Below are 19,682 nucleotides of genomic sequence, written 5' to 3'. Positions count from 1 at the left end.
ACTTTACTCTAATCTAAGGGATTAAAGCAAAGGGTTTTTAGGGAGTGGGGCATTGGAGAGTGGTATTCCTGAAAATTTAAGATGTAGTGCATTTTGTCAATCAGTTAAAATACTCAAAATTGACTAAGCCATAGCGGAGTTACCCATACAATAAAAGGAGAATAATTAGAGGTGAGAGATGACTAACAAAGAATTATTGATCCAAGAAATAGAGACTTTATCGCCGGGGTTGCTAACAGAAGCACTCGATTTGATACGTTCTATTAAGGTTAACTATACAAACAAGAAGTTGGAAACAGGTAAGCTTGAACCTATCCCTTTAAGCGATTCTACAGAAACTTCTAGCGAGCAAGAGCAACTTACATATCGTCCTGCTTCGGGACGCTCTATCCTTCGACATGCTGGCACTTGGGAAGGTGATGATTTTAAAGAATGCCTTCAAGCAGTATATGCTACCCGTGGTCAAGCTAAAATTGATGACGAAAATAGTTGTGACTTGGATTGACTACCCTAATGCAGAGTTTCAAGAATACAGCGCAATTATCCTGTTTTTAGCTGAATCTACTTTTTGGAATCAAATAGCTCTCTATAACAAGCAACTTTTTGATGAGAAGCAGTAATTATTGATTTTATTAATAAAGACAGACAAAGAGACACTTTACAAAAGTTATAGAATTAATCCTCACCTTTCTTAAGCTGGTAAAATAGCATATTTTGACACCGCATAAGTGAAGATAAGCAATGCCCCATACATACCATTTTTTGGTCAATCTTCATCATCAAAATTGGTTTCCCAGCTATTGGCGTCGTTGTAACCGTCATTAGCGCGGTATACTTCTGTTTTTATCCGGCGATTTTCTGGCCTGGGCACTTCTCGTTCTCGCAACGTTAGTGGTGGTTGTTCATTGCTTGGGAGGCGATCGCTTATTCGCCTTGTGGGTTTTTGGCGTGTGAAGTTTCTCCAAGCAGCTTTCGCGCCAATAAAGATGCTGCGTGTACCTACTTGCAGATTTTGAGCCTGAATTCTTGCACTATCAAGACTTTGGTCAACTTTTTTCACGACTTGACTGGCACTTTTTACACCTTCACCGACATCATCAGTTAAGTCAGTGATTTCCAAACCAGTCACGCGGATAGCTTCTAGAGTCGCCGGTAACTCCCGTGAGAGTGTATCAAATAGCTTTTCTGCGCTGCGAGCCGCGCGTGCTAACTCCTGCAAAGCCGGTATTGCCGCCATTAAAACCGCAGTCAAGCTTGTGGCGACTAAGAGTAAGGAAAGTCCCAACCAAAACAGGGGTTCAATCACGGTTGTGTCATTTATGAGCGTTCTAATTCCTGGGGAAGAGAATCTGAGTCTTCAACAGATGTTTGTCGCTTTAAGATTTGGCTTTCTTGCTGACTGGCATCTACACCTGCTGCGATCGCTTCCCGTAATCTATCTAAAGTCTCATCCCAGTTTCGCAGTGCGCTGGCAGAGAGACGATCTGCCTGGATTTGCACACTCGTTGATAAATCTTCTGCCAATTCTGGGATCGCATTGGCAGATTTTTTCAAAATTTTACGCGTTTCGCGCCCTGTGCGCGGAGCCACGAGCAAACCAGTCAAAGCACCGATGGTAGCTCCCAGCATAAAACCGCCAATAAATACTCCAGAACGGTTATTAGACATCTTGTTGTTTCTCTCCTTACACCCATTTTAGGTGGGTTTTCTCCCCTTGTAAGACTCCACCGATTTTATTCAGTTAATCTCTCGTGACAAAATATCAGCCATAAATGTTACTTTTATTCATTAAATATCAAAACCATCAATTACTTATAATTCAAAACTCCCCGTGTCTGTCAAAGTTTTTATGCCTCCGGTAAGCCTTCTGGCGGGCTTCTAAGTCTCAAATTGGCGCTTAGACAACTCTATTGTGTCACCATATCCCGGTGTCCTCGCATCAGCCCTAATTATAAATGTTCATGAACCTGACATAAATCATTTTGCAACAGTACTTTTCCCAGATGTTAACTCTAGCCTCCGAAAATAACGCTGCCAGATTTGCCGTCCTAGCAAAAGTAGACTGATAATTTGCCGCACTTGTTGGATTTGCATTTGTAGCGCTTGATTTTTCTGTCGTAAGTTGTAAATATTCTCCTGGCTGAGATAAATATTTTCGGGTGCTTTATTCAGTGCTGCATGGGTACAACTTTCATAGACGGTTAACCTATCTGTTATGTATGCTAGCTGCTGCTTGAGTTGCCACACCCGCCAAGCCACATAGAGTAGTATTAGCGAAATGAGGGTGTTAACGAGGATAACTAAAATTACCATTGTTTATCTTCACCAATATCAGCTTTGAGGAATTATTCTATATACTTGACTTGGCTCTTATTCAATGATGAAGAAACTAAAGGATAAAAATTATGGCACAAAGTACAGCCGGGATTATGGCAATATAGAGCAGTTAGATAATGCTCTGAGCGCTATTGAAAGGCTTTACTTGATGAAAATTAGTGTAACAAAGGCTGATGGCTAAAAAATCGCCAATTCGCCAATTTTGTCACAACCCTATGCCCACACCTCGCAAAACCACAGTTACAATTGCCTTAGATTCACGACTAGGTTTGTGAAATCAACCTGTATGCTCAATAAGCCCCACCATTGCTACATTCCACTCCTTAACCTGATAATCCTAGTTGATTTGCAACCTTTGTGGCGTCTAAGCACAATAGCATAGCCCCTTCAACAGACGATGAGAGAACTACACTGCACTCCTTACCGGAGTCTCCCCAGCATCGCCTTTATTATTGTGCTTCTACCTCTACCAGTTTTCCAGTCTGTCGCGTGAAGTTAACTAATATTTTGCCTGCAAAAACCTCACTAGTGAGTGGTTTAGCAAGCAAAAATAGCTGGATGTGGGTTGGGGAAAGAGAAAGTGGGAAAGAGAGAGTCTATTAATTCCTCTTCCCTTAACTTTTACACTTTTTCCAGCCGAAGGCTTCCCCCTAGTATTTCACTAATCCGTTACTGATAATGATTATTTTTTCAATACATCCAGTAGGAGTTAAGGATGTCAAAAAAATTACCATCAAATAATTCGTTCCGAGCTATTCTTGTTGCCTTGACGATTGGATTTGTTGGGTGTGGAAATCAAGCTGCAAGAACCGCATTCACTCAGACTACCACCCAGGTAAATGAGAATCTTCCCCAAGTGGTAGCGACTACAAGCGTACTGTGTGACTTAACCAGACAGGTTGCCGGGAATACAGTTAACCTTACCTGCTTAATTTCCCCTACAGCCAACCCCCAATTTTATAAACCAAAACCGCAAGATCGTAAAGCCATTGAGCAAGCTAATCTTATTCTTTATAATGGTTACAATTTAGAGCCAAATCTGATCAAATTAATTAAAGCGACTAAAAACACTGCACCGAAAATAGCCGTCGGCCAACTTGCGGTGTCTAAGCCACAAAAATTTCAGAAAGGCGGTAAAAATGTAAATGATCCTCATCTTTGGCACAATACCAAAAATGCGATCAGAATGGTGCAGGTAATTAATAGTAACCTGAGAAAATTAGAATCTAGTGATGCAGAGGTTTATACCAGCAATACCAAAAAAATTACAAATGAACTCACTCAACTAGATCGCTGGATTAAGTCAAGAATTGCCAGTATTCCTGCCAAAGAACGCAAGTTAGTTACAACCTCTGATGCACTGAGTTATTACGCCAAAGCATACGGTCTTTCATTAGCAGGGGGATTGCAAGGTATTAGTAGTGACGAAAACCTGACAGCTGCACGAGTAAAAAATTTGGTGACAAATATTAAAAGCGCTAAAGTGTCAACAATTTTTACTGAGGCGGCAATTAACCCTAATTTGCTTCAATCTGTAGCAAGAGTTGCTGAAGTGAAAATTTCTGACAGGAAGTTGTATGCTGAGGGACTTGGTGAACCAGGAAGCGAGGGAGACACTTATCAGAAAATGATGATTGCCAATACACGCACAATTGTAGAAGGGTTGGGAGGGACGTATTTAATCTTTGAAGCGAAAGCTGGTAAGGAATAAGAATTAAATAACATACAATTTATGTCCCTGGCTTACCTCACCCTCAATCCCTCTCCGATATATTGGAGAGGGATCGTGAGGCAGGATGAAGTTTTGCATTTTATTTAATCCACATTCCTAAGTAGTTATAACCTCAATTTAGTAATCTGATATAGCGTTTCCTAATCACATGAGCTAGATCATAGCCCCCTCTCGAAGAGCGGGGAGGGGGTTGGGGGTGGGGTTCTTGTACCTCACAAGGGCCGAGAACCGCTATATAGCGTTTCCTAATACAGAATGAGGTTAAGCTTAACCTCACCCCGATAAAGTTGTGCTTTATCTCCCCTCTCCGAACTCACGGAGAGGGGTTGGGGGTGAAGTTTTGAGTTTATCAGCCTCTTTGTTGCTTCTCCTGTCAGAGACGGGGAAATAGATCAAAGAAAGTGTGAATATTATTTCTCGAATCTGATATCAATAACAGTTGCGTTGAAGTTGTAGTTAAAGCCTTCCAACTCAAATGGCATACCAATTTTAACTTTACTGCTACCTAGAACTAGTCCGCTTTCAGTGCGTTGGGCTTTACCTTCTAGGGTCAAAAGCATATCTGTACTATAATTGTTGGTCTTCGGATCTGGCAATTCTTTAACAGTACCATCAGGTTGGGGAATATTGATTGTTCTAGGTAGCTGTTGAACAGATTTAATCTCAATCTCCCCATAGGGTTGATTGCGGATAATTACATTAATTTTCCCGCCTTTTTTTAAGCCGTTGTCAAATAATTGCTGAGGATCGCGTACATTCAAACCACGAACTATTAAGTCTACTTCTATGGGTACTGTTTTCGCTCCGACTTGGGCAACAGAACCAGAAGTGCCAGGAAAGACAAAGATGCCAAATATAACTAGCAGAATTACCAGCGCAGCACCTAAATCTAGGAGATTGATTTTGCCGAACAAACGACCTTTTGAATCTAAAATAGCCATAAAAAGTTTTCCGAGGTAATAGCGAAGTAATTGATTGTAGCAAGAAAGTTTTCGATGGGAATAGCAATTTTCCCTATTTGGTAATAACTCAAAGCGGCTGGGCGTTGGAGTTATGCGACAGTTTATCACGAGTTTGTAAGTTGGGAGTAGCGGCAGATGACTCTCAAACTTTTGCCTGTTAGGACTGACGCACCCAAAAAATAAAATCTAATGTTTAAGCCTATCCCTAGAGGGAATCCCTAGTCTTACACAATTCGTTAGATTTGCGTAAGCGTTGGCTGTATAACAACCCCTTTGGTGTTGAGTTAAGAATGCAACTTAGAATGATCTAAAACCGTCTCATAATTTGTCTCATCATTTTATGTTGTCCGAAAATTATCTTCAGTACAGATTATGTTGAATTGGAAAGGTTTTGTTGCAAATTACCGTGTGTGGCCGCGTCGCTGGTTTTATCCTTTAATTTCAGTGGTAGTCGCCCTGAGTCTGTGTCTGAGTACACCCTTGCCTGGAAGAACTTTAGACTTCTTGCCTCTTCTACTCCAAGGATTTCAGGCATTTCAGCTTTCTAATATATCCCCTAACCAAGAAGTTGATCTTGGTAAGCAGATTAATCAGGAATTAGTCGGTAGTCAAGTCCGGCTTAACCGCAATCCCGAAGTTAATCGCTATGTGCAACAAGTTGGTCGGCGTTTAGCAGTTAATAGCGATCGCCCCGATCTCCCCTATACCTTCCAAGTAGTTCAAGATGACACTATTAATGCTTTTGCTACCTTGGGCGGCTATGTATATGTCCACACGGGTTTGCTGAAAACCGCAGACAATGAAGCGCAACTAGCAAGTGTACTCGCTCATGAAATTGGTCATATTGGCGGGAAACACGTAGTCAAACAGATGCAGCAAAAAGCGCTCGAAAGTGGTCTATTAACAGCTGCTGGCTTAGACCGGAGTACGGCGGTGCAAATTGGTGTACAGTTAGCGCGAGACTTGCCACGCAGTCGTAAAAATGAATTTGAGGCTGATCAAAGAGGATTAAGAACTTTGACACGCACTGGTTATGCTCAGTCTGCAATGGTTTCCTTTATGCAAAAGCTGCTGAAAAAAGGTGGTTCGGCTCCGACATTTTTGAGTACGCACCCCGGAACTAGCGATCGCATTGAAGCCCTCAGACTTGCTATTAACTCTCAACCTAGTAATGGAAATTATGGTATGGATAATGCTAGTTATAAAGCTAATATTCGAGCATTAGCCAGGTCTTGAGCGTATTGGGCATTGGTTATTCCCCTCGTCTCCCCACTCCCTTTAATCTCAAATATTGCTCAATTCTGATTGCGGCGATCGACTTTGATTTTGGCTGGATCAACTTGGATCACTACATCTTCTAAGGGCAGGACACGGAGATAATTTTTAAAAATGTTAACTTGATAAACTAAGTTATTAGTCACATCCAATCCAGTCAACCAGCCACTTTTGGGATGATAAGCGCCAGTATCTATGTCTAGCCATCCCTGTCCTTGTGCCAGTTTACCAGGAGAAACACCCGGCAGAGTAAAAGTAATGGTGTGACCGATGATAATTTGCTTATCTGGGAAGTACGGTTTTTCAATACTATGAAATTCCTCTCGTATCCAACACAGTTGCTCGGCAGTTTGTTCTGTCACCGACTTGGAAGGGTCAACACCAGCATGAGCTAACCAAATATCCCCCAAGTCGAGATATGTAGGCAAACTCTTGAACCAATCCAGATGGTCGTCGGGAATTGTGGACTGGTGGTAACTGGCTACAGTAGCTTGCCCTCCACTATACAGCCATGCTTGCATCGTCGGGGAGGAGGTTCTTTCATTGGTCAGAATGTTTAATAACATCTGCTCATGATTTCCCAGCAAACATGGGTAGTTATTTCGCTTGACAAAATTAACTACTTGTGCGCTATGAGGACCACGATCAATTAAGTCTCCCAGAAAATAGACTTGATCCTCCGAGGTGGGGGCGATCGCCTCCAACAATGTCATCAAACCTTCATAGTGACCATGCACATCCCCAATTACAATTCGTCTGGGGCTAATTTCGCTCATTGTCTCTTAGCTTCAATAGTTTTGGCTAATACTTCTGCTACAGTTTAAGCTTTCTGGTTTCCGCAATGACAGGTAAAAATACTGAATAAGTTTTATTTTAATTTAATTATTCCCCCAGTAATAAAATTACTTTATGAGGGCAATGGGGTAAAATGTATAGTTTTGAGTGGTAAGAGAGAAAATCAGCAAATTTCATTCAGGTTGTTTTTCCGTCCTTTTTGGGGATTGGAATTTCGCGTAGCTTCTGGTGTTCCCAGTTGCTGCATTCATCCCAAAAGCATCAGCCCAAAGTGGAGTTAAGGCAAATAAGAAGCCAATTAGCACATAGCAAAATAAACTAAATATCAATCTCGCCCAAAGATATAGTCTTACTGCTCATAAGTAAAATATAGCGATCGCTTGCATTAGTTAAGGTTGTGATAGTTGCTCACAATCTTGATTTGGGAGCATCTCAATTTTGCAAATACACCATAGGAGAAACAAGATTCCTGCTCCCTCTCCGAACTCACGGAGAGGGCTGGGGTGAGGTTTAGACTTTCTACACTCGATTTTTTAAAGCGATCGTACTTATCAGAACAACAACCAAATCTCAAACATTAGATGCCTCAAATTAGTCGTGGGTATAAGCGCCGACTGTATTCGTCTCCTTTACCTCTTTATTGATTACTGTGGCATAAGGCTTGGTTTGGATAATTTCAAGCTTCCAGTCTGAAGAATAATCAGGCAACTCATAGCCAACACTCTTAACATGAGTCAACATCAACTCATCCCGTTGATGCCAAATTGCAAATATTCTCTCCCTGCCATCATAAAGCGTTTCTAGGTCGATTTGATAAACCTCATTTACCCGCTTTAGTTTCAAGCCCAACAAATTTAACAGTCGGCTGAGTATTTTTATTGCCGAAACCTGCTCTTTCTCCCCGACTAAGTTAATACCAAGCGCTCTTTTAATATGCTTACTATGCTGAAAAACAACATTTTTAAGCAATATCAAATCTGTATGACTCTCGGTAAACTCTCCTTCTGCTTCGAGAAACTGAAGCATTCCCAAGGCTCTCATAGCCTCAATTTTTAGCGTATAAGTTTTTAAATCTGGAAGAAAAACTTTCCCTTCACCCCAAGACAATTGCTGATGCCATTCTTGCTGATCTCTGACGTGAAAATACTCGCTTTCGTGAGTTAGATAATAATGAATTAACAGTTGACGATGATATCCGTGGTCATCCTGCAATTTCAGCCAAGGAGTAACTTCTACACCATACCTTTGTCTGAGAACATATTTATTGATTTGGTTGCGTTCTCCATCAGTCAGAGAATGCTTCACTAATAACTGCTCATACTCTACATAATTGATATCTTGAGCATTAGCTACAGCAGTTGCTAACCATAGTTGATTTTGCTGCTTAATATCTTTAATTTTGCGTTTAATTTCTTTAGCTTTTTGACGGCTTTGTGCCCAATCCTTTTGAACTTTGACAATTTCTAAAATTAATCTTCTACGGGTAGCTAAATCATCAGCATCAGTTGCCAAAAAGGCCAGGCGCAAATCTCGAATAATATTATTGTGAACAGCATTACTCCGCAACTGAATTTGATGGCCATCAGCAATCAAAGCATCTTGCATCGATTGACGGTAGAGGCGGATAGAAGCATTTACCCGTGCAGATAACTTAGCCCAAGTTCGCAAATGAATCGGGTCATGAACTAAAGGTAAATCCACATCTATTTTATGTAGTGGACTAAGCAAAGCTAAGTTTTCTTTTTGATTTTCTTGATACCAATCAGATAGTAAGCGATAATTTGTACTACCACTACCAATTAAGCCAATACCTCGTTTAGCGCACCAGACAACACGCGGAACATTATCCCGCACTCTCGCTAATGCTTGTCTTGCTTCCGAGTCAGGAATTACCCCTTGAAAAATACCATAAACTCGGTCGAAATGTTGGACATCAATACTAATTCCCGTACCAAGGCTAGGGGTAACAAAAACGCCGTCATATTCAGAGATTTTTTGATTGATAGCGGCGATAAAATCAACCGCTTCATGCCCAGGTGTGTTTGTAGTGTGGCTACTAACTACTAAGGTTTTGGGAAATTGCCGTCGGAATTTTTGTAACCGCTCTTTTAGATAACGTTCAATTGTTTCACAACTGTAACGCCCAGCGCGACTATCGGTAGTAACATAACATTTACGTCCAGCAAGTAAATCTAATTCCAGTTGGTGAATTAGCGGTGTTGGATTTGGCGAATCATAAAAAGTTACGTCCCAACCATGCTGAGGTTTCCATTGGTTGAGAACTACCCAAGGTGTTAATTTAATTCCTGCCAATCCCTGTAAATATTCAAGTGACACATCTGATAAATCAGCATCTTGGGCAATTACTAACCCACCAGTTGTTAAAACTGTAGAAATTAATTGCTGGAATAATTTTAATATTTTAACACGCTTGTATTTACAAGTATTACTGTTTAATAGATGCCATAAAGATTGCTCTACTTCATCTAAAATTACTATTGCCCCGTGCCAATTTTCCGGGTTAAGTTTCCAAATAGAATCAACACACAAGCCGAGGGAGTGCTGAGGAAAGAGAGAGCGGAGAATGGGAGGAGCCGGGGTAAGTCTTTTATCAATAGACTTGTCCGCATCTTCTTTATGTGTTCCCCATTGAATACCAATTTTTTCACACAGAAACCGTCCTAGTAATATTCTATGAGTAATTAACAAAACAGGTTGATTTCTACTTTTTGCTTGCTGAACAACGGCTTGCAGTGCTGTAGTTTTACCTGTTCCTTTTGCTGATTTGACTCCTACTAATCCAGAGGTGGGGAAAGGGATTTCACCTATATAAGGGCGATTCAAGGTGAGAGCAGCAGGAATAGTTAACTCAGTGTGGGGTTTGGTTTGAGCAAGATAAATTTCTAAATTAACACTTTGGCGATAAACTTTCTCGAAACTACTTGCACCTTTAGCAAGGATAAACTCATCAACTCCTTTTTCCATTCCTGGAAGTTCGATGACTTTAACAGTGCAATTTTTTCGCTGGAATAAACAACCAAGCTGGGAAATAGCATTATTTACAGCAGCAATTGTCTTAGATTGAGTTTCAAAATCAAAGCAAATGTAAAAGCTACGCTTTGTAATTGCAAACGCTGCTAAGTCAGGAATTAGCTGACGACGGGTAATTTTACCAAATTCGTCTTTAACAACCCGATAACCACTGGTAATTCCGGGAATGGCAATAGCTGCATATCCTTGCGTCAACAGCGTGGCTGCTTTTTTCACACCCTCGCAGATAACGAGGGGAATGTTCTGTTGCATCACCCATTGCCAAAAGCCTTCAGCTTCACCATCAGGAGTAATGGTGATATTCTCAGGCATGAGCAGATTGTAACGTCCAGCGACTTGCTGCCACACTTGCAAAGTTACCCGCAAACAAAATACCCGCGTTGGCGTGCTGGGGGGATGCTCGTATTTGATAGACTTACCATTGTGATTCTGTCGGGGCTGGTTTGGCTTAAAGCATCCCCATTCCATCATTTGCCAATTATTCAAAGGGTCTAGCCCCGAACACCACCAACCACCTTCAGCAATATGAGCATAACGTTGCAACCATCCACTTTTCACTATTCCGGTATTGGTGCGGGGGAGTAGCTCAGAAATTAATAGGTACTCATAAGCAGCTACGCCTTGGAGTGACCTAAAATTGAGTTGCACTAAGTGTAAGTCTATACCACTGCTCTTGACTAATTCTTCAAGGTGTTGGGGGTGTAAATAGTGCAGATGCATAGGGAAAGACGCTAAGGGAAAGTCAATGAGATTAAAACATTAACACGCATCTGCTTTTTTTGTATAAGAGGAATTGCGAGGCTTTTGTGATGCTTTTTTTACTTCGTTACAGGAGACACATCGGTTAAGACTCTAGTGGGTTATTTTGCCTATTAGATCCCCGAAATAATAATTTTGTATTGTGATATTTGTTCGCGATTAATTTTTATTTATCAGTAAATTTATTGGTTAAGGAATGCGATCGCAATTTACACAAATGTAATGCAAGCTTACCTTGCCGCTTACCATTCTTTCTTGCTCCAGTATAATTGCAATATAAATAAGGTCAGGAAATCTCCCATGCAATAGTAGGAATTAATAAAATCCTTTTGCAACAGTAGAGATATGCCGTGGCACGTCTCTACTGTTGCAAAGCGGGCGCTAGGCAGCAACAGGAGTAGCAAATCTAGCATATCGCTCAATGTAGAATTCTTTGTTATTGGCGATCGCCACCACTGAATCATGTTGTTTTAAAGCGTGTTTCCAGCGACGTAGACGAGTAAATTCTTCTGGTAGTGCAAAGCCTCGATAGTGCTTCAGTGCAGACCATCGCTCAAACCAGGGATAAAAGGTGAAATCAACCAGACTAATAAATTCACCAAACCAGTAAAGTCCTTCGCCCGATAATTTCCCTAGAGCTTCATTCTCGATAAATTCCAGGTGTTTATATAGTTCCTGTTTGGCTGCTTCTTGCTGTTGGATATCAGGACTACGCAGGAGAGCAGAAAAAGCTGGAACAAATTTAGTATTGGCAAAATCAATCCAGATACGAGCCTGTGCCTTAGCAATGGGACTATTGGGTAAAAGAGGCGGATTAGGAAATACCTCATTCAGATATTCGTTAATTACTGCCGATTCCCAAACTCGGTGATTATTATGTGCGATCGCAGGCACTTTTCCATAAGGAGAAATATCTGTAAATCCATCCGGCTTATTCTGCAAATTAATCTCAATCAGGTCAAAGTCGATGCCTTTTTCTTGCAGTACCAAGCGTGAACGGTGAGCATAAGGGCAAACGAGCGCACTATATATCTTAATTTCAGCCATGTTAATATTCCTTGTTGATGAAAATATCAAACCCGAACCAGTGGAAGTCGTAGCGATACAAACCAAGTCCGCCTACGCAAACTAACAGAAAATTGCAGAACAGGATAAAACTCTTTCCCCACTACCCATCCCGACCTCAACCGTGATTCAAAAATTTTGGGATAGTTGAGTACTAAAGCCAAGGTACTTCTTCAGGTGCATAACGAAAGGCGCAAAAGACTGACGAATTTTCGTAGCTTTTAATGGTCTCCTTACTTCCGCCGTGCTGTACTAGGGACTGTTTTCAAACCCAAAATTAGACTTAAATGTAGGTTAGTTGAGGAACAAAATTCAACATTTATCTTGCTTTGTTGGGTTGCGCTGCGCTTAACCCAACCTATTTTTCTGGCGTATCAAGTTATTAGGTTTAAAAACTCAGTACTCAGCACTTTCAGGGTGCTGGATTCGGAAATTGAGTATGAACTGCATCCAATTCTGCCAAAATATTTTTATTGAGAACTACATTGATGCTTTCCAAATTCTCTTTGAGTTGTTCTAGTGTGGTGGCACCAATAATCGTACTAGCAACAAACCAACGACTCTGCACAAATGCTAAGGCCAATTGTGCAGGACTCAGTTGATGGCGTTTGGCAATTTCTACATAAGCTGCTACTGCTTTGCTAACATTTGGTTTTAAATAGCGCTGACCAAAGTTTTCAAACAAAGTAACTCTTGCCTTCTCTGCTTTACTGTTGAGATATTTCCCAGTCAAAAAGCCAAATCCCAAAGGACTATAAGCTAGTAAAGGGATATTTTCGTAATAAACTGCTTCTGCAAAAGCACCATCAAAAAATCGATTGAGCAAATTGTAGGCATTTTGAATGGAGACAACTTTAGGTAATCCTAATTGTTTAGCTGCATGACTAAATTGTACAACTCCCCAAGGGGTTTCATTGCTCAAACCGATATAGCGAATCTTTCCTGCTTTGATGACATCAGCAAAAACTTCCAGTTGTTCTGCAATAGGAACTGTTTCTCCTACCTGGATCGGGTCAAACACTGTTTGTCCAAAACGTGGTACATAGCGATCAGGCCAATGGATTTGATATAAATCAATATAGGCTGTCTGCAATCTTTTGAGACTATCATCTACAGCTTGTTTGATATTGTTCCGGTCAATTGCTTTGGCTCCACCACGCACCCATTTAAAGCCTCTACCTGGCCCAGCAATTTTAGTAGCAACTATTAATTGATCTCGCTGTTGATTTTTTAACCATTCTCCAATGTAAGTTTCGGTTAGTCCATAGGTTTCAGCACTGGTTGGCACTGGGTACATCTCAGCCGCGTCAATAAAATTAACTCCCTGGTCAATTGCATAATTTAGCTGCTGATGGGCTTCTTCTATAGTATTTTGCTGCCCATAAGTCATAGTACCAAGGCAAATTTTTGAAACTTTTAGGTCACTATTACCTAGTTGATTATACTGCATATTCCCAGATAATTCTCTGATTAAATTGACAAGCTCATACCAGTAAAAATCTTTTTTTACCTCGCTTTACTAGCAATGCCAGAAAACACAAATAACTGTTGCTCTTTGGGTACAGCCAAGTTTTCACCAAGGTAACGATGAAGACCCACTCCCATATCTCTTGTAGACGTAAGTTTAAAGTTCACTTCCTCAAATCCAGATGTACGCAAAATTTTCCGCACCGTTTCAGAGTAAGTAATACCATTAGAATGTCCGCGAGTCCAGATGATAAAAGCACCTTGTTTACTCAAAAAACTCAGGTTATCTAGTAAGCGATTGAGTTCAGCTTCGTCAGCAAGATTGCCAAAAACACCACACACAATCACAATATCTGCTGGTACTGCTTCTACATAGTTGGCGGCAAGAGTTGCATCACCATTGATAAACTCAATTTGGCTGGCTAAATCCAAAGATTCTATAGTTGCTCGTCCACGTTCAACTAGATTTGAATTTATTTCAACAAGTCGTGCAGAAACATCCTTCGCACGGGGGTGATTTTTTAAAATTCCTAGTAAATCTCGTCCATCACCCGCGCAAACACTCACTATCCGAATAGCTCCATCTGGGGAGGCATTCAAGCTATAAGCAATATATTCACGCACGATTTCTAGACGCTGCTGCAACTTCGGCTCAGTGTTGTAGAGGTCGTGCCATTCATACCAATCTTTTGGCATAGTGGGTAATTCCCGTTTGATGCACACTGTGAACTATAACTACGGTTATAATATCGAGTAACTGTAGTTTATGGATAAAAGCAGAGTATCATAGAAATTCATCTAAAATCAAGTCTTATTCCGTATAAACACTCTTCAGGGGCTGATTATACGGAAAAGTTCCGTATAAAAGATATTCAGGCGTTAAGTTACTTGTTAAGACTAGCCTCTTAAATGTCCATCAAGTCATCAGGGATGCGGGACGTGAAAGCCGCACAGGCACATCAAGAGCAATCCTACCTTCTCCAATTAAAATTACCTTGATTCAGATTCTTTCGCTTCTCTACCAGACACTCCGCGATCGCTCGCAATGACCGAAATACCTTACTTTTGCTCCCGTCCTCAAGCTACGCGATCGCAGTTGTTTGAGTTGACTTACCCAATAATTTTGACATATTTTCATCTCATAAAGAAATACTGGGTCTTGCATTGTACCGAACTCTATGCAAAGATAATTCTACCCAAAGTACGGTATTTCTATCGGATTACAGTACTTAACTAACAATTGATGCCGTCAAACATAGCTGATTACAAATTACTGCGTTCAGCTAATCTTGATTGGCAGATAACAAATTGAATCAAAAGAAAGCTTTAGTCAATGTCAGTAATCATTGATTAACTTTGTGCAGCAGAACCAATAAAAACCTGATTTCAAAGGTGGTTTTACTACGGCTTTTAGATTCTACATTCAACTGCTTATTACTGGTTTTGATATCTATAGGAGATTGCTACTTTTCTCCCTAGTGAAACCTTTGCTAAGGTTATTTTCTAATGGTTTAGCAGCGACGTTGCATCAAATATTGCCTCTAGTTTATCTATCTAAATTAGAGCTAGTTATTCATCATTAAGGTTGAGGAGTTGAAGAGTCATGTCTAATTTTCGCTGGAATTATAGATGCCTGATATTACTGCTTTCGTTGCTAGATATTCTAATTATCTTGGTTTTTTCTCCGGCAAAAAGTAAAGCTGAACTGCCTAAACCTGATGCCTCTACTGTCCAAATAGAAGTGAAAAAAGCACCAGAAGCAATTATCAATCAAACAGTAGAAACTTCAATTGCACCGTTAAGTAGTAAAAAGGGTACAAATAATGTAACAGGGCAAGTGACACCTGTATCACAATTGTTGGAAGTTGCACCGCTAACTAGTAAAAAAGCTACAAATAATGTAGCAGGGCAAGTGACATCTGTTTCACAACTGTCAGATGTTAAGCCGACAGATTGGGCATTTCAAGCATTACAGTCTCTAGTTGAGCGCTACGGTGTAATTACAGGATATACAGATGGCACATTTAAAGGCAATCGTCCTCTAACACGCTATGAATTTGCAGCTGGGTTGAATGCAGCTTTAAATCGCCTCAATGAACTAATAGCAACTTCAACGACAGATTTAGTCAAACGGGAAGACTTGGATACCCTCAAAAAACTACAAGACCAATTTTCTCCAGAACTTGCTCAACTTCGGGGACGCTTAGATACCTTAGAAACGCGAAGTGCGAAGTTAGAAGCAACTCAGTTTTCGACCACAACCAAACTTATCGGTCGAGGCCAGATTGTTCTTGGCTCAGTTCTGGCGGGCAATAACGTCGTCAGCAAAAGACCAGCAGCTCACAATCCCACACTTCAAGGTTCAACTTCTTTACGGTTAAACACCAGTTTTAACGGTAAAGATTCACTAGGTATAACACTCACAGGTGGAAATATTGAATCATTGGGACAAACAAGAGCTGGATTATTGGGAACTTATGAGGGGAGAACTGCTGATAACTCCAGTATTACTTTTGCACGCAACACTATTACTCTCGGTGGTGTCCGCTATCGGTTTCTACCTTATCCAAATACCCAAGTCAACATTTATGCCCTGTCTGATGGAGCTAGTGAAATAGGTCTTTCTGGTCCCATTAACCCATATTTTGAATCGTCTTCTGCGACTGGTGCTAATGGGATTTCACGATTTTCACGGCGGTCTTTGGTCTATAACTATGGAGATAGCGGTGCCGGAATTGCCATACTCCAGGGATTAGGCAAACAGGTTCAATTAGGATTAGCGTACAGTGCACCAAACGGCAACAATCCGACAGCTAATAATGGCTTCTTTAAAGGCAGGTATTTAGCTTTAGCACAGTTAATATACTACTCTTCTAATAGGAATTTTCGGTTGGCGGCAACTTACGTTAATACCTATAGCCCACCAAATACGATAGGTTTTAGTGGAACAAATTTCGGTCCAGCAGTCGGGAGTAACTTGGTAAACAGCACCGTGGCCGGAGCGGGAACTGTGGGCAACCTTTATGGTCTACAGGCGTTCTATCAAATTAGTCCCAAGTTGGCAATCAATGGGTGGGTAAGTTATGCAGCACATCGCTATTTGGGACGCGGAGATGGCGAAGCGATGGATTGGGCGGTAGGACTGGCATTCCCCGATCTTTTTAAAGAAGGTTCTCTAGGGGGGATTTTAGTTGGTATGGAGCCGAAACTCATCAGTCTCAACAAGAGTGTAAATTTAGGAGCAGGTGCGGGACAAGCGGACAAAGATACTTCCCTGCACGTTGAAGCATTCTATCAATATAAAATCGGAGATAATATTGAGATTACGCCGGGTTTGATCTGGATTACTGCACCGGACTCTGATTCTAGCAATCCTGATAGTTTATTTGCTTGGGTTCGTACTCTCTTTAGGTTTTAACCTATGAAAAACAGGTAAGCTCGGTAAAACCGGATTGAAAAAGAGGCAAGGGAGCAGGGAGCTAAAAGTCAAGTAATTTTGGATTTTAGATTTTAGATTTTAGATTTATTCTCGCGTTTAAATTCCCTTGCTCTCAAACCTTTTTAAATTTTGGATTTTGAATCTTATTTTCCATTATCCAAAATTTAAAATCTAAAATTCGGTAAAGGGAATTATGGATGGTAAAAATATTTTCAGAGATGGGTAAAATTGTAACCTTGCTGCATAATCATCTGTTTGTGATACTTCTAATTCAATTGTTTGTTGCTCTTTTTCATCAAAGAGTAACTGGATTTGATAATTTGTCCAGAATTGCTCACCTAGCTCATCTTCTAAATCGAAAAGTTTTTCTTCATCACCCCATATATTTGACCAAAGGACTATCCTATTAGCCCGAAAATGATTTTGACCTGTTGTATCTGCAATGACAAAATATGCTTCGACATTTAAATCAAATTCCAACTCATCGATCTCTGTTCCTGTGATGTTACAGTTAACGACTATTAAGGTGTCTGGGTTAACGTTTATTACCTGCTCTTGGCGTTTTAATAATTCTTGAAATACGAAATCAGGTAATAGCTGGGAACTTCCCTCAAGGGCTTGTTTTTGAGTTTCTGGCGAGTAACGACTTTTTAACTCTTGCGTGATTAAAGTTAAAATATCTTCACTTGCTAAATTGACAACTATCTTTTTTTCTGTGGGATTAAGGAAACATCCTTGATTAAGCTCGATATTTTTTTTAATTGGCATAGTTATCGAAAATCATTTTCATGTGATTATATCATTCACAAATCCAGATAGAACTAACTATAAAATAAACCTTATCTGAGCTTCAGCTCTATATCTTAGCAATCATTATCTAACAGCAATTACATCCGGGAAATGATAATTATAAATCACTGTAACTTCCGATCTAGAAAAGATTTATCTGCTAATTTGTAAAAATGCTCCAGTGCTTAACCAAGTAACGGATTGGTTGAGTAAGTAACGAATAAATAAACTTTTAATCCCATATTCTGCACTTCATTTTTTAATACACATACTGACTTTAAATATTGCTATAGCAATCCGAATTGAAACGTGAGAAAATACTGAGATTAAAAGTACGTATTTTAAAGCCTTTCAGCGATTTTCTATCGCACGAACGATTTAGGATTGCTATAGATAATCTAAATATAATATATACTATTGAAAATATTGTAGAGTATAGAATTGTCCTAAGTATTGCCCTACGCAACTCACCCTATGACTACCGCACCCTTAAGCTGGCAAGAACTAGAAACCCTCACGGACTATCAAATAGATACCGTTAATGGTCTCACCAACGCTAAAGCCCGGTTGCGCTTGTTTGGTCAGCCCGAATCTAATGTGCGGGTAACACTGTACCGCGATAACCACGCCTGGTGTCCTTACTGTCAAAAAGTTTGGTTATGGCTAGAGGAAAAACAGATCCCCTATCGCATCGAAAAAGTGACAATGTTCTGCTATGGGGAGAAAGAAAGTTGGTACAAACGTCAGGTACCATCAGGTATGCTCCCCGCGATCGAGCTAGATGGACGGATTATTAAGGAAAGCGATGACATTTTGATCGCTTTGGAAAAGGTTTTTGCTCCATTGAGCCAAGGGATGGAAGACCGGACGGTGCTGACTCTACGTCAATTAGAACGACTTTTATTTAGAGCCTGGTGCGCTTGGCTGTGCTCTAGAGCAGAGAACTCTCAACAAGAACAACGCAACCGAGAACAATTTATCGGAGTGGTGGCTAGGGTCGAGTCGGCTCTGGGTCGCACCCCAGGACCTTACTTTCTAGATAGCTTCGGCATCGTCGATGTCATTTTTACGCCCTATGTCGAACGGATGAATGCGAGCCTTTATTACTACAAGGGGTATTCCCTGCGTTCGGAAAACCCTCGCTTGAGCGCATGGTTTGCGGCAATGGAAAGCCGACCTACCTACTGCGGTACTCAGAGCGACTTTCACACCCACGTACATGATTTGCCGCCCCAGATGGGGGGCTGTTGGGAAAACGGCGAAACCCAGATGCTTCTCAATAAAGCGCGGGTGGATAACGGTCCCTGGTTCGGGCTACCAGATGTTACTTATCCAGAACCCGAAAACTCCCGCATGGAAGCTCTTCAACGAACTATCGAGCACCGCGTCAATATTATCCGAGTCAACCCCTTAGATGATAAATTGTTTGATCAAGCCCTACGTTGTGCTTTAACACACATGATGACCGATGAAGACTGTGTACCTCCATTGGGATCTGATGTGGCTCTACGATATTTGCGCGATCGCATTAATGTACCCCGAGATATGTCCATCTACGCGGCCAAGCGATTGAGGGAATCCCTGGAGAAAACCGCAGCCCTTGTGGGTGATGGGCAGCCGGCCCCCATTCCCACTAAGCATCGACGAGATCAAGACCCGTCTAATTTTGTCATCAAGTAGGATTCAGGCATCCATCCTGGCAGATCGCGCTCCTCTAACAGTTAACATACCCCCGATCTCACCTACCAGTAATCTCATTGAAGCGGGACTATTCCTGCATAGTGGCAGAAGCAACAAGGTTGCCCCTGACTTACAGTTTCTCTTCAGTCCATCTTTATGGGTGGGTGCAGCGATCGCTCCTGACATTCCAGGATTGACTCCTGGCAAACCATTTATTAGTGCGTTTCCTTGAGCCGATGCCCTACCAAACATACATGCCATTGCTATTTGTTCTAACTTCGTCCAATCTGGATAACGTAAGACAATCCCAAGTAATTCAATTGCCACTATT

Annotated in this window: 18 protein-coding genes; 6 read left to right on the top strand and 12 right to left on the bottom strand. The window is 41.0% G+C overall.

Annotation, left to right across the window (positions count from 1 at the left end; all coding sequences use genetic code 11):
* Window positions 1-178: 178 nt before the first annotated feature.
* On the top strand, window positions 179-505 hold the full coding sequence (locus V7K31_RS01250; RefSeq protein ID WP_335092102.1) for a DUF2281 domain-containing protein: 327 nt from the start codon (window positions 179-181) through the stop codon (window positions 503-505).
* A gap of 261 nt (window positions 506-766) precedes the next feature.
* Here the strand turns inward: V7K31_RS01250 and V7K31_RS01245 are convergent, their stop codons facing one another.
* The 3 genes from V7K31_RS01245 to V7K31_RS01235 form a co-directional block, all read right to left on the bottom strand.
* Window positions 767-1,306 (bottom strand): DUF948 domain-containing protein, encoded by a 540-nt coding sequence (locus V7K31_RS01245; protein WP_335092101.1) that lies wholly within the window; start codon window positions 1,304-1,306, stop codon window positions 767-769.
* An 11-nt stretch (window positions 1,307-1,317) separates the two neighbouring features.
* Window positions 1,318-1,668 carry a YtxH domain-containing protein gene (locus V7K31_RS01240; protein WP_335092100.1) on the bottom strand — a complete coding sequence of 117 codons (351 nt, stop codon included), beginning with the start codon at window positions 1,666-1,668 and terminating at the stop codon, window positions 1,318-1,320.
* Between the two features lie 309 nt (window positions 1,669-1,977).
* On the bottom strand, window positions 1,978-2,313 hold the full coding sequence (locus tag V7K31_RS01235; RefSeq protein WP_335092099.1) for a hypothetical protein: 336 nt from the start codon (window positions 2,311-2,313) through the stop codon (window positions 1,978-1,980).
* 64 nt (window positions 2,314-2,377) lie between these two features.
* Here V7K31_RS01235 and V7K31_RS01230 point away from each other — a divergent pair, with 64 nt between their 5' ends.
* Both V7K31_RS01230 and V7K31_RS01225 read left to right on the top strand, forming a co-directional pair.
* Entirely contained in the window at window positions 2,378-2,518 is a 141-nt protein-coding gene (locus tag V7K31_RS01230) for a hypothetical protein (protein WP_334828261.1), read from the top strand.
* 534 nt (window positions 2,519-3,052) lie between these two features.
* Entirely contained in the window at window positions 3,053-4,048 is a 996-nt protein-coding gene (locus tag V7K31_RS01225) for a metal ABC transporter solute-binding protein, Zn/Mn family (protein ID WP_335092098.1), read from the top strand.
* Window positions 4,049-4,479: 431 nt separating this feature from the next.
* Here V7K31_RS01225 and V7K31_RS01220 read toward each other — a convergent pair whose 3' ends face one another.
* Window positions 4,480-5,010, bottom strand: a complete 531-nt coding sequence (locus tag V7K31_RS01220) for a DUF4330 domain-containing protein (RefSeq protein WP_334828257.1) — start codon at window positions 5,008-5,010, stop codon at window positions 4,480-4,482.
* A gap of 393 nt (window positions 5,011-5,403) precedes the next feature.
* Between V7K31_RS01220 and V7K31_RS01215 the strand changes: the two genes are divergently transcribed.
* A complete protein-coding gene (locus tag V7K31_RS01215; RefSeq protein WP_335092097.1) occupies window positions 5,404-6,267 on the top strand; it encodes a M48 family metallopeptidase in 864 nt (287 codons plus the stop codon).
* Window positions 6,268-6,326: 59 nt separating this feature from the next.
* On the opposite strand, the gene V7K31_RS01210 is transcribed toward V7K31_RS01215, so the two are convergent.
* The 6 genes from V7K31_RS01210 to V7K31_RS01185 form a co-directional block, all read right to left on the bottom strand.
* Window positions 6,327-7,082 carry a metallophosphoesterase family protein gene (locus tag V7K31_RS01210; RefSeq protein ID WP_335092096.1) on the bottom strand — a complete coding sequence of 252 codons (756 nt, stop codon included), beginning with the start codon at window positions 7,080-7,082 and terminating at the stop codon, window positions 6,327-6,329.
* Between the two features lie 610 nt (window positions 7,083-7,692).
* Window positions 7,693-10,872: a plasmid replication protein, CyRepA1 family gene (locus V7K31_RS01205; RefSeq protein WP_335092095.1), complete on the bottom strand. Its 3,180-nt coding sequence runs from the start codon at window positions 10,870-10,872 to the stop codon at window positions 7,693-7,695.
* 420 nt (window positions 10,873-11,292) lie between these two features.
* Window positions 11,293-11,958 carry a glutathione S-transferase family protein gene (locus tag V7K31_RS01200; RefSeq protein ID WP_334941012.1) on the bottom strand — a complete coding sequence of 222 codons (666 nt, stop codon included), beginning with the start codon at window positions 11,956-11,958 and terminating at the stop codon, window positions 11,293-11,295.
* A 430-nt stretch (window positions 11,959-12,388) separates the two neighbouring features.
* Window positions 12,389-13,426, bottom strand: coding sequence for an NADP(H)-dependent aldo-keto reductase (locus tag V7K31_RS01195; protein WP_335092094.1), 1,038 nt, complete (start codon window positions 13,424-13,426; stop codon window positions 12,389-12,391).
* A gap of 56 nt (window positions 13,427-13,482) precedes the next feature.
* A complete protein-coding gene (locus V7K31_RS01190; protein WP_335092093.1) occupies window positions 13,483-14,139 on the bottom strand; it encodes a class I SAM-dependent methyltransferase family protein in 657 nt (218 codons plus the stop codon).
* A gap of 322 nt (window positions 14,140-14,461) precedes the next feature.
* Complete coding sequence (locus tag V7K31_RS01185; protein WP_335092092.1) at window positions 14,462-14,608, bottom strand: hypothetical protein; 147 nt, start codon at window positions 14,606-14,608, stop codon at window positions 14,462-14,464.
* A 438-nt stretch (window positions 14,609-15,046) separates the two neighbouring features.
* Here V7K31_RS01185 and V7K31_RS01180 point away from each other — a divergent pair, with 438 nt between their 5' ends.
* Window positions 15,047-16,861, top strand: a complete 1,815-nt coding sequence (locus tag V7K31_RS01180) for an iron uptake porin (RefSeq protein ID WP_335092091.1) — start codon at window positions 15,047-15,049, stop codon at window positions 16,859-16,861.
* 192 nt (window positions 16,862-17,053) lie between these two features.
* Here the strand turns inward: V7K31_RS01180 and V7K31_RS01175 are convergent, their stop codons facing one another.
* Entirely contained in the window at window positions 17,054-17,650 is a 597-nt protein-coding gene (locus tag V7K31_RS01175) for a hypothetical protein (RefSeq protein ID WP_335092090.1), read from the bottom strand.
* A 495-nt stretch (window positions 17,651-18,145) separates the two neighbouring features.
* Between V7K31_RS01175 and V7K31_RS01170 the strand changes: the two genes are divergently transcribed.
* Window positions 18,146-19,351, top strand: a complete 1,206-nt coding sequence (locus V7K31_RS01170) for a glutathione S-transferase family protein (protein WP_335092089.1) — start codon at window positions 18,146-18,148, stop codon at window positions 19,349-19,351.
* A gap of 3 nt (window positions 19,352-19,354) precedes the next feature.
* Here the strand turns inward: V7K31_RS01170 and V7K31_RS01165 are convergent, their stop codons facing one another.
* Window positions 19,355-19,678 carry a hypothetical protein gene (locus V7K31_RS01165; RefSeq protein ID WP_335092088.1) on the bottom strand — a complete coding sequence of 108 codons (324 nt, stop codon included), beginning with the start codon at window positions 19,676-19,678 and terminating at the stop codon, window positions 19,355-19,357.
* Between the last annotated feature and the right edge of the window lie 4 nt (window positions 19,679-19,682).

Origin of the sequence: Nostoc sp. (assembly GCF_036917675.1) — a bacterium.
In the GTDB taxonomy this organism is placed as follows: domain Bacteria; phylum Cyanobacteriota; class Cyanobacteriia; order Cyanobacteriales; family Nostocaceae; genus Nostoc.
Note: the sequence above shows the minus strand (reverse complement) of the source record. Positions and strands in the feature narration are given on the sequence as shown.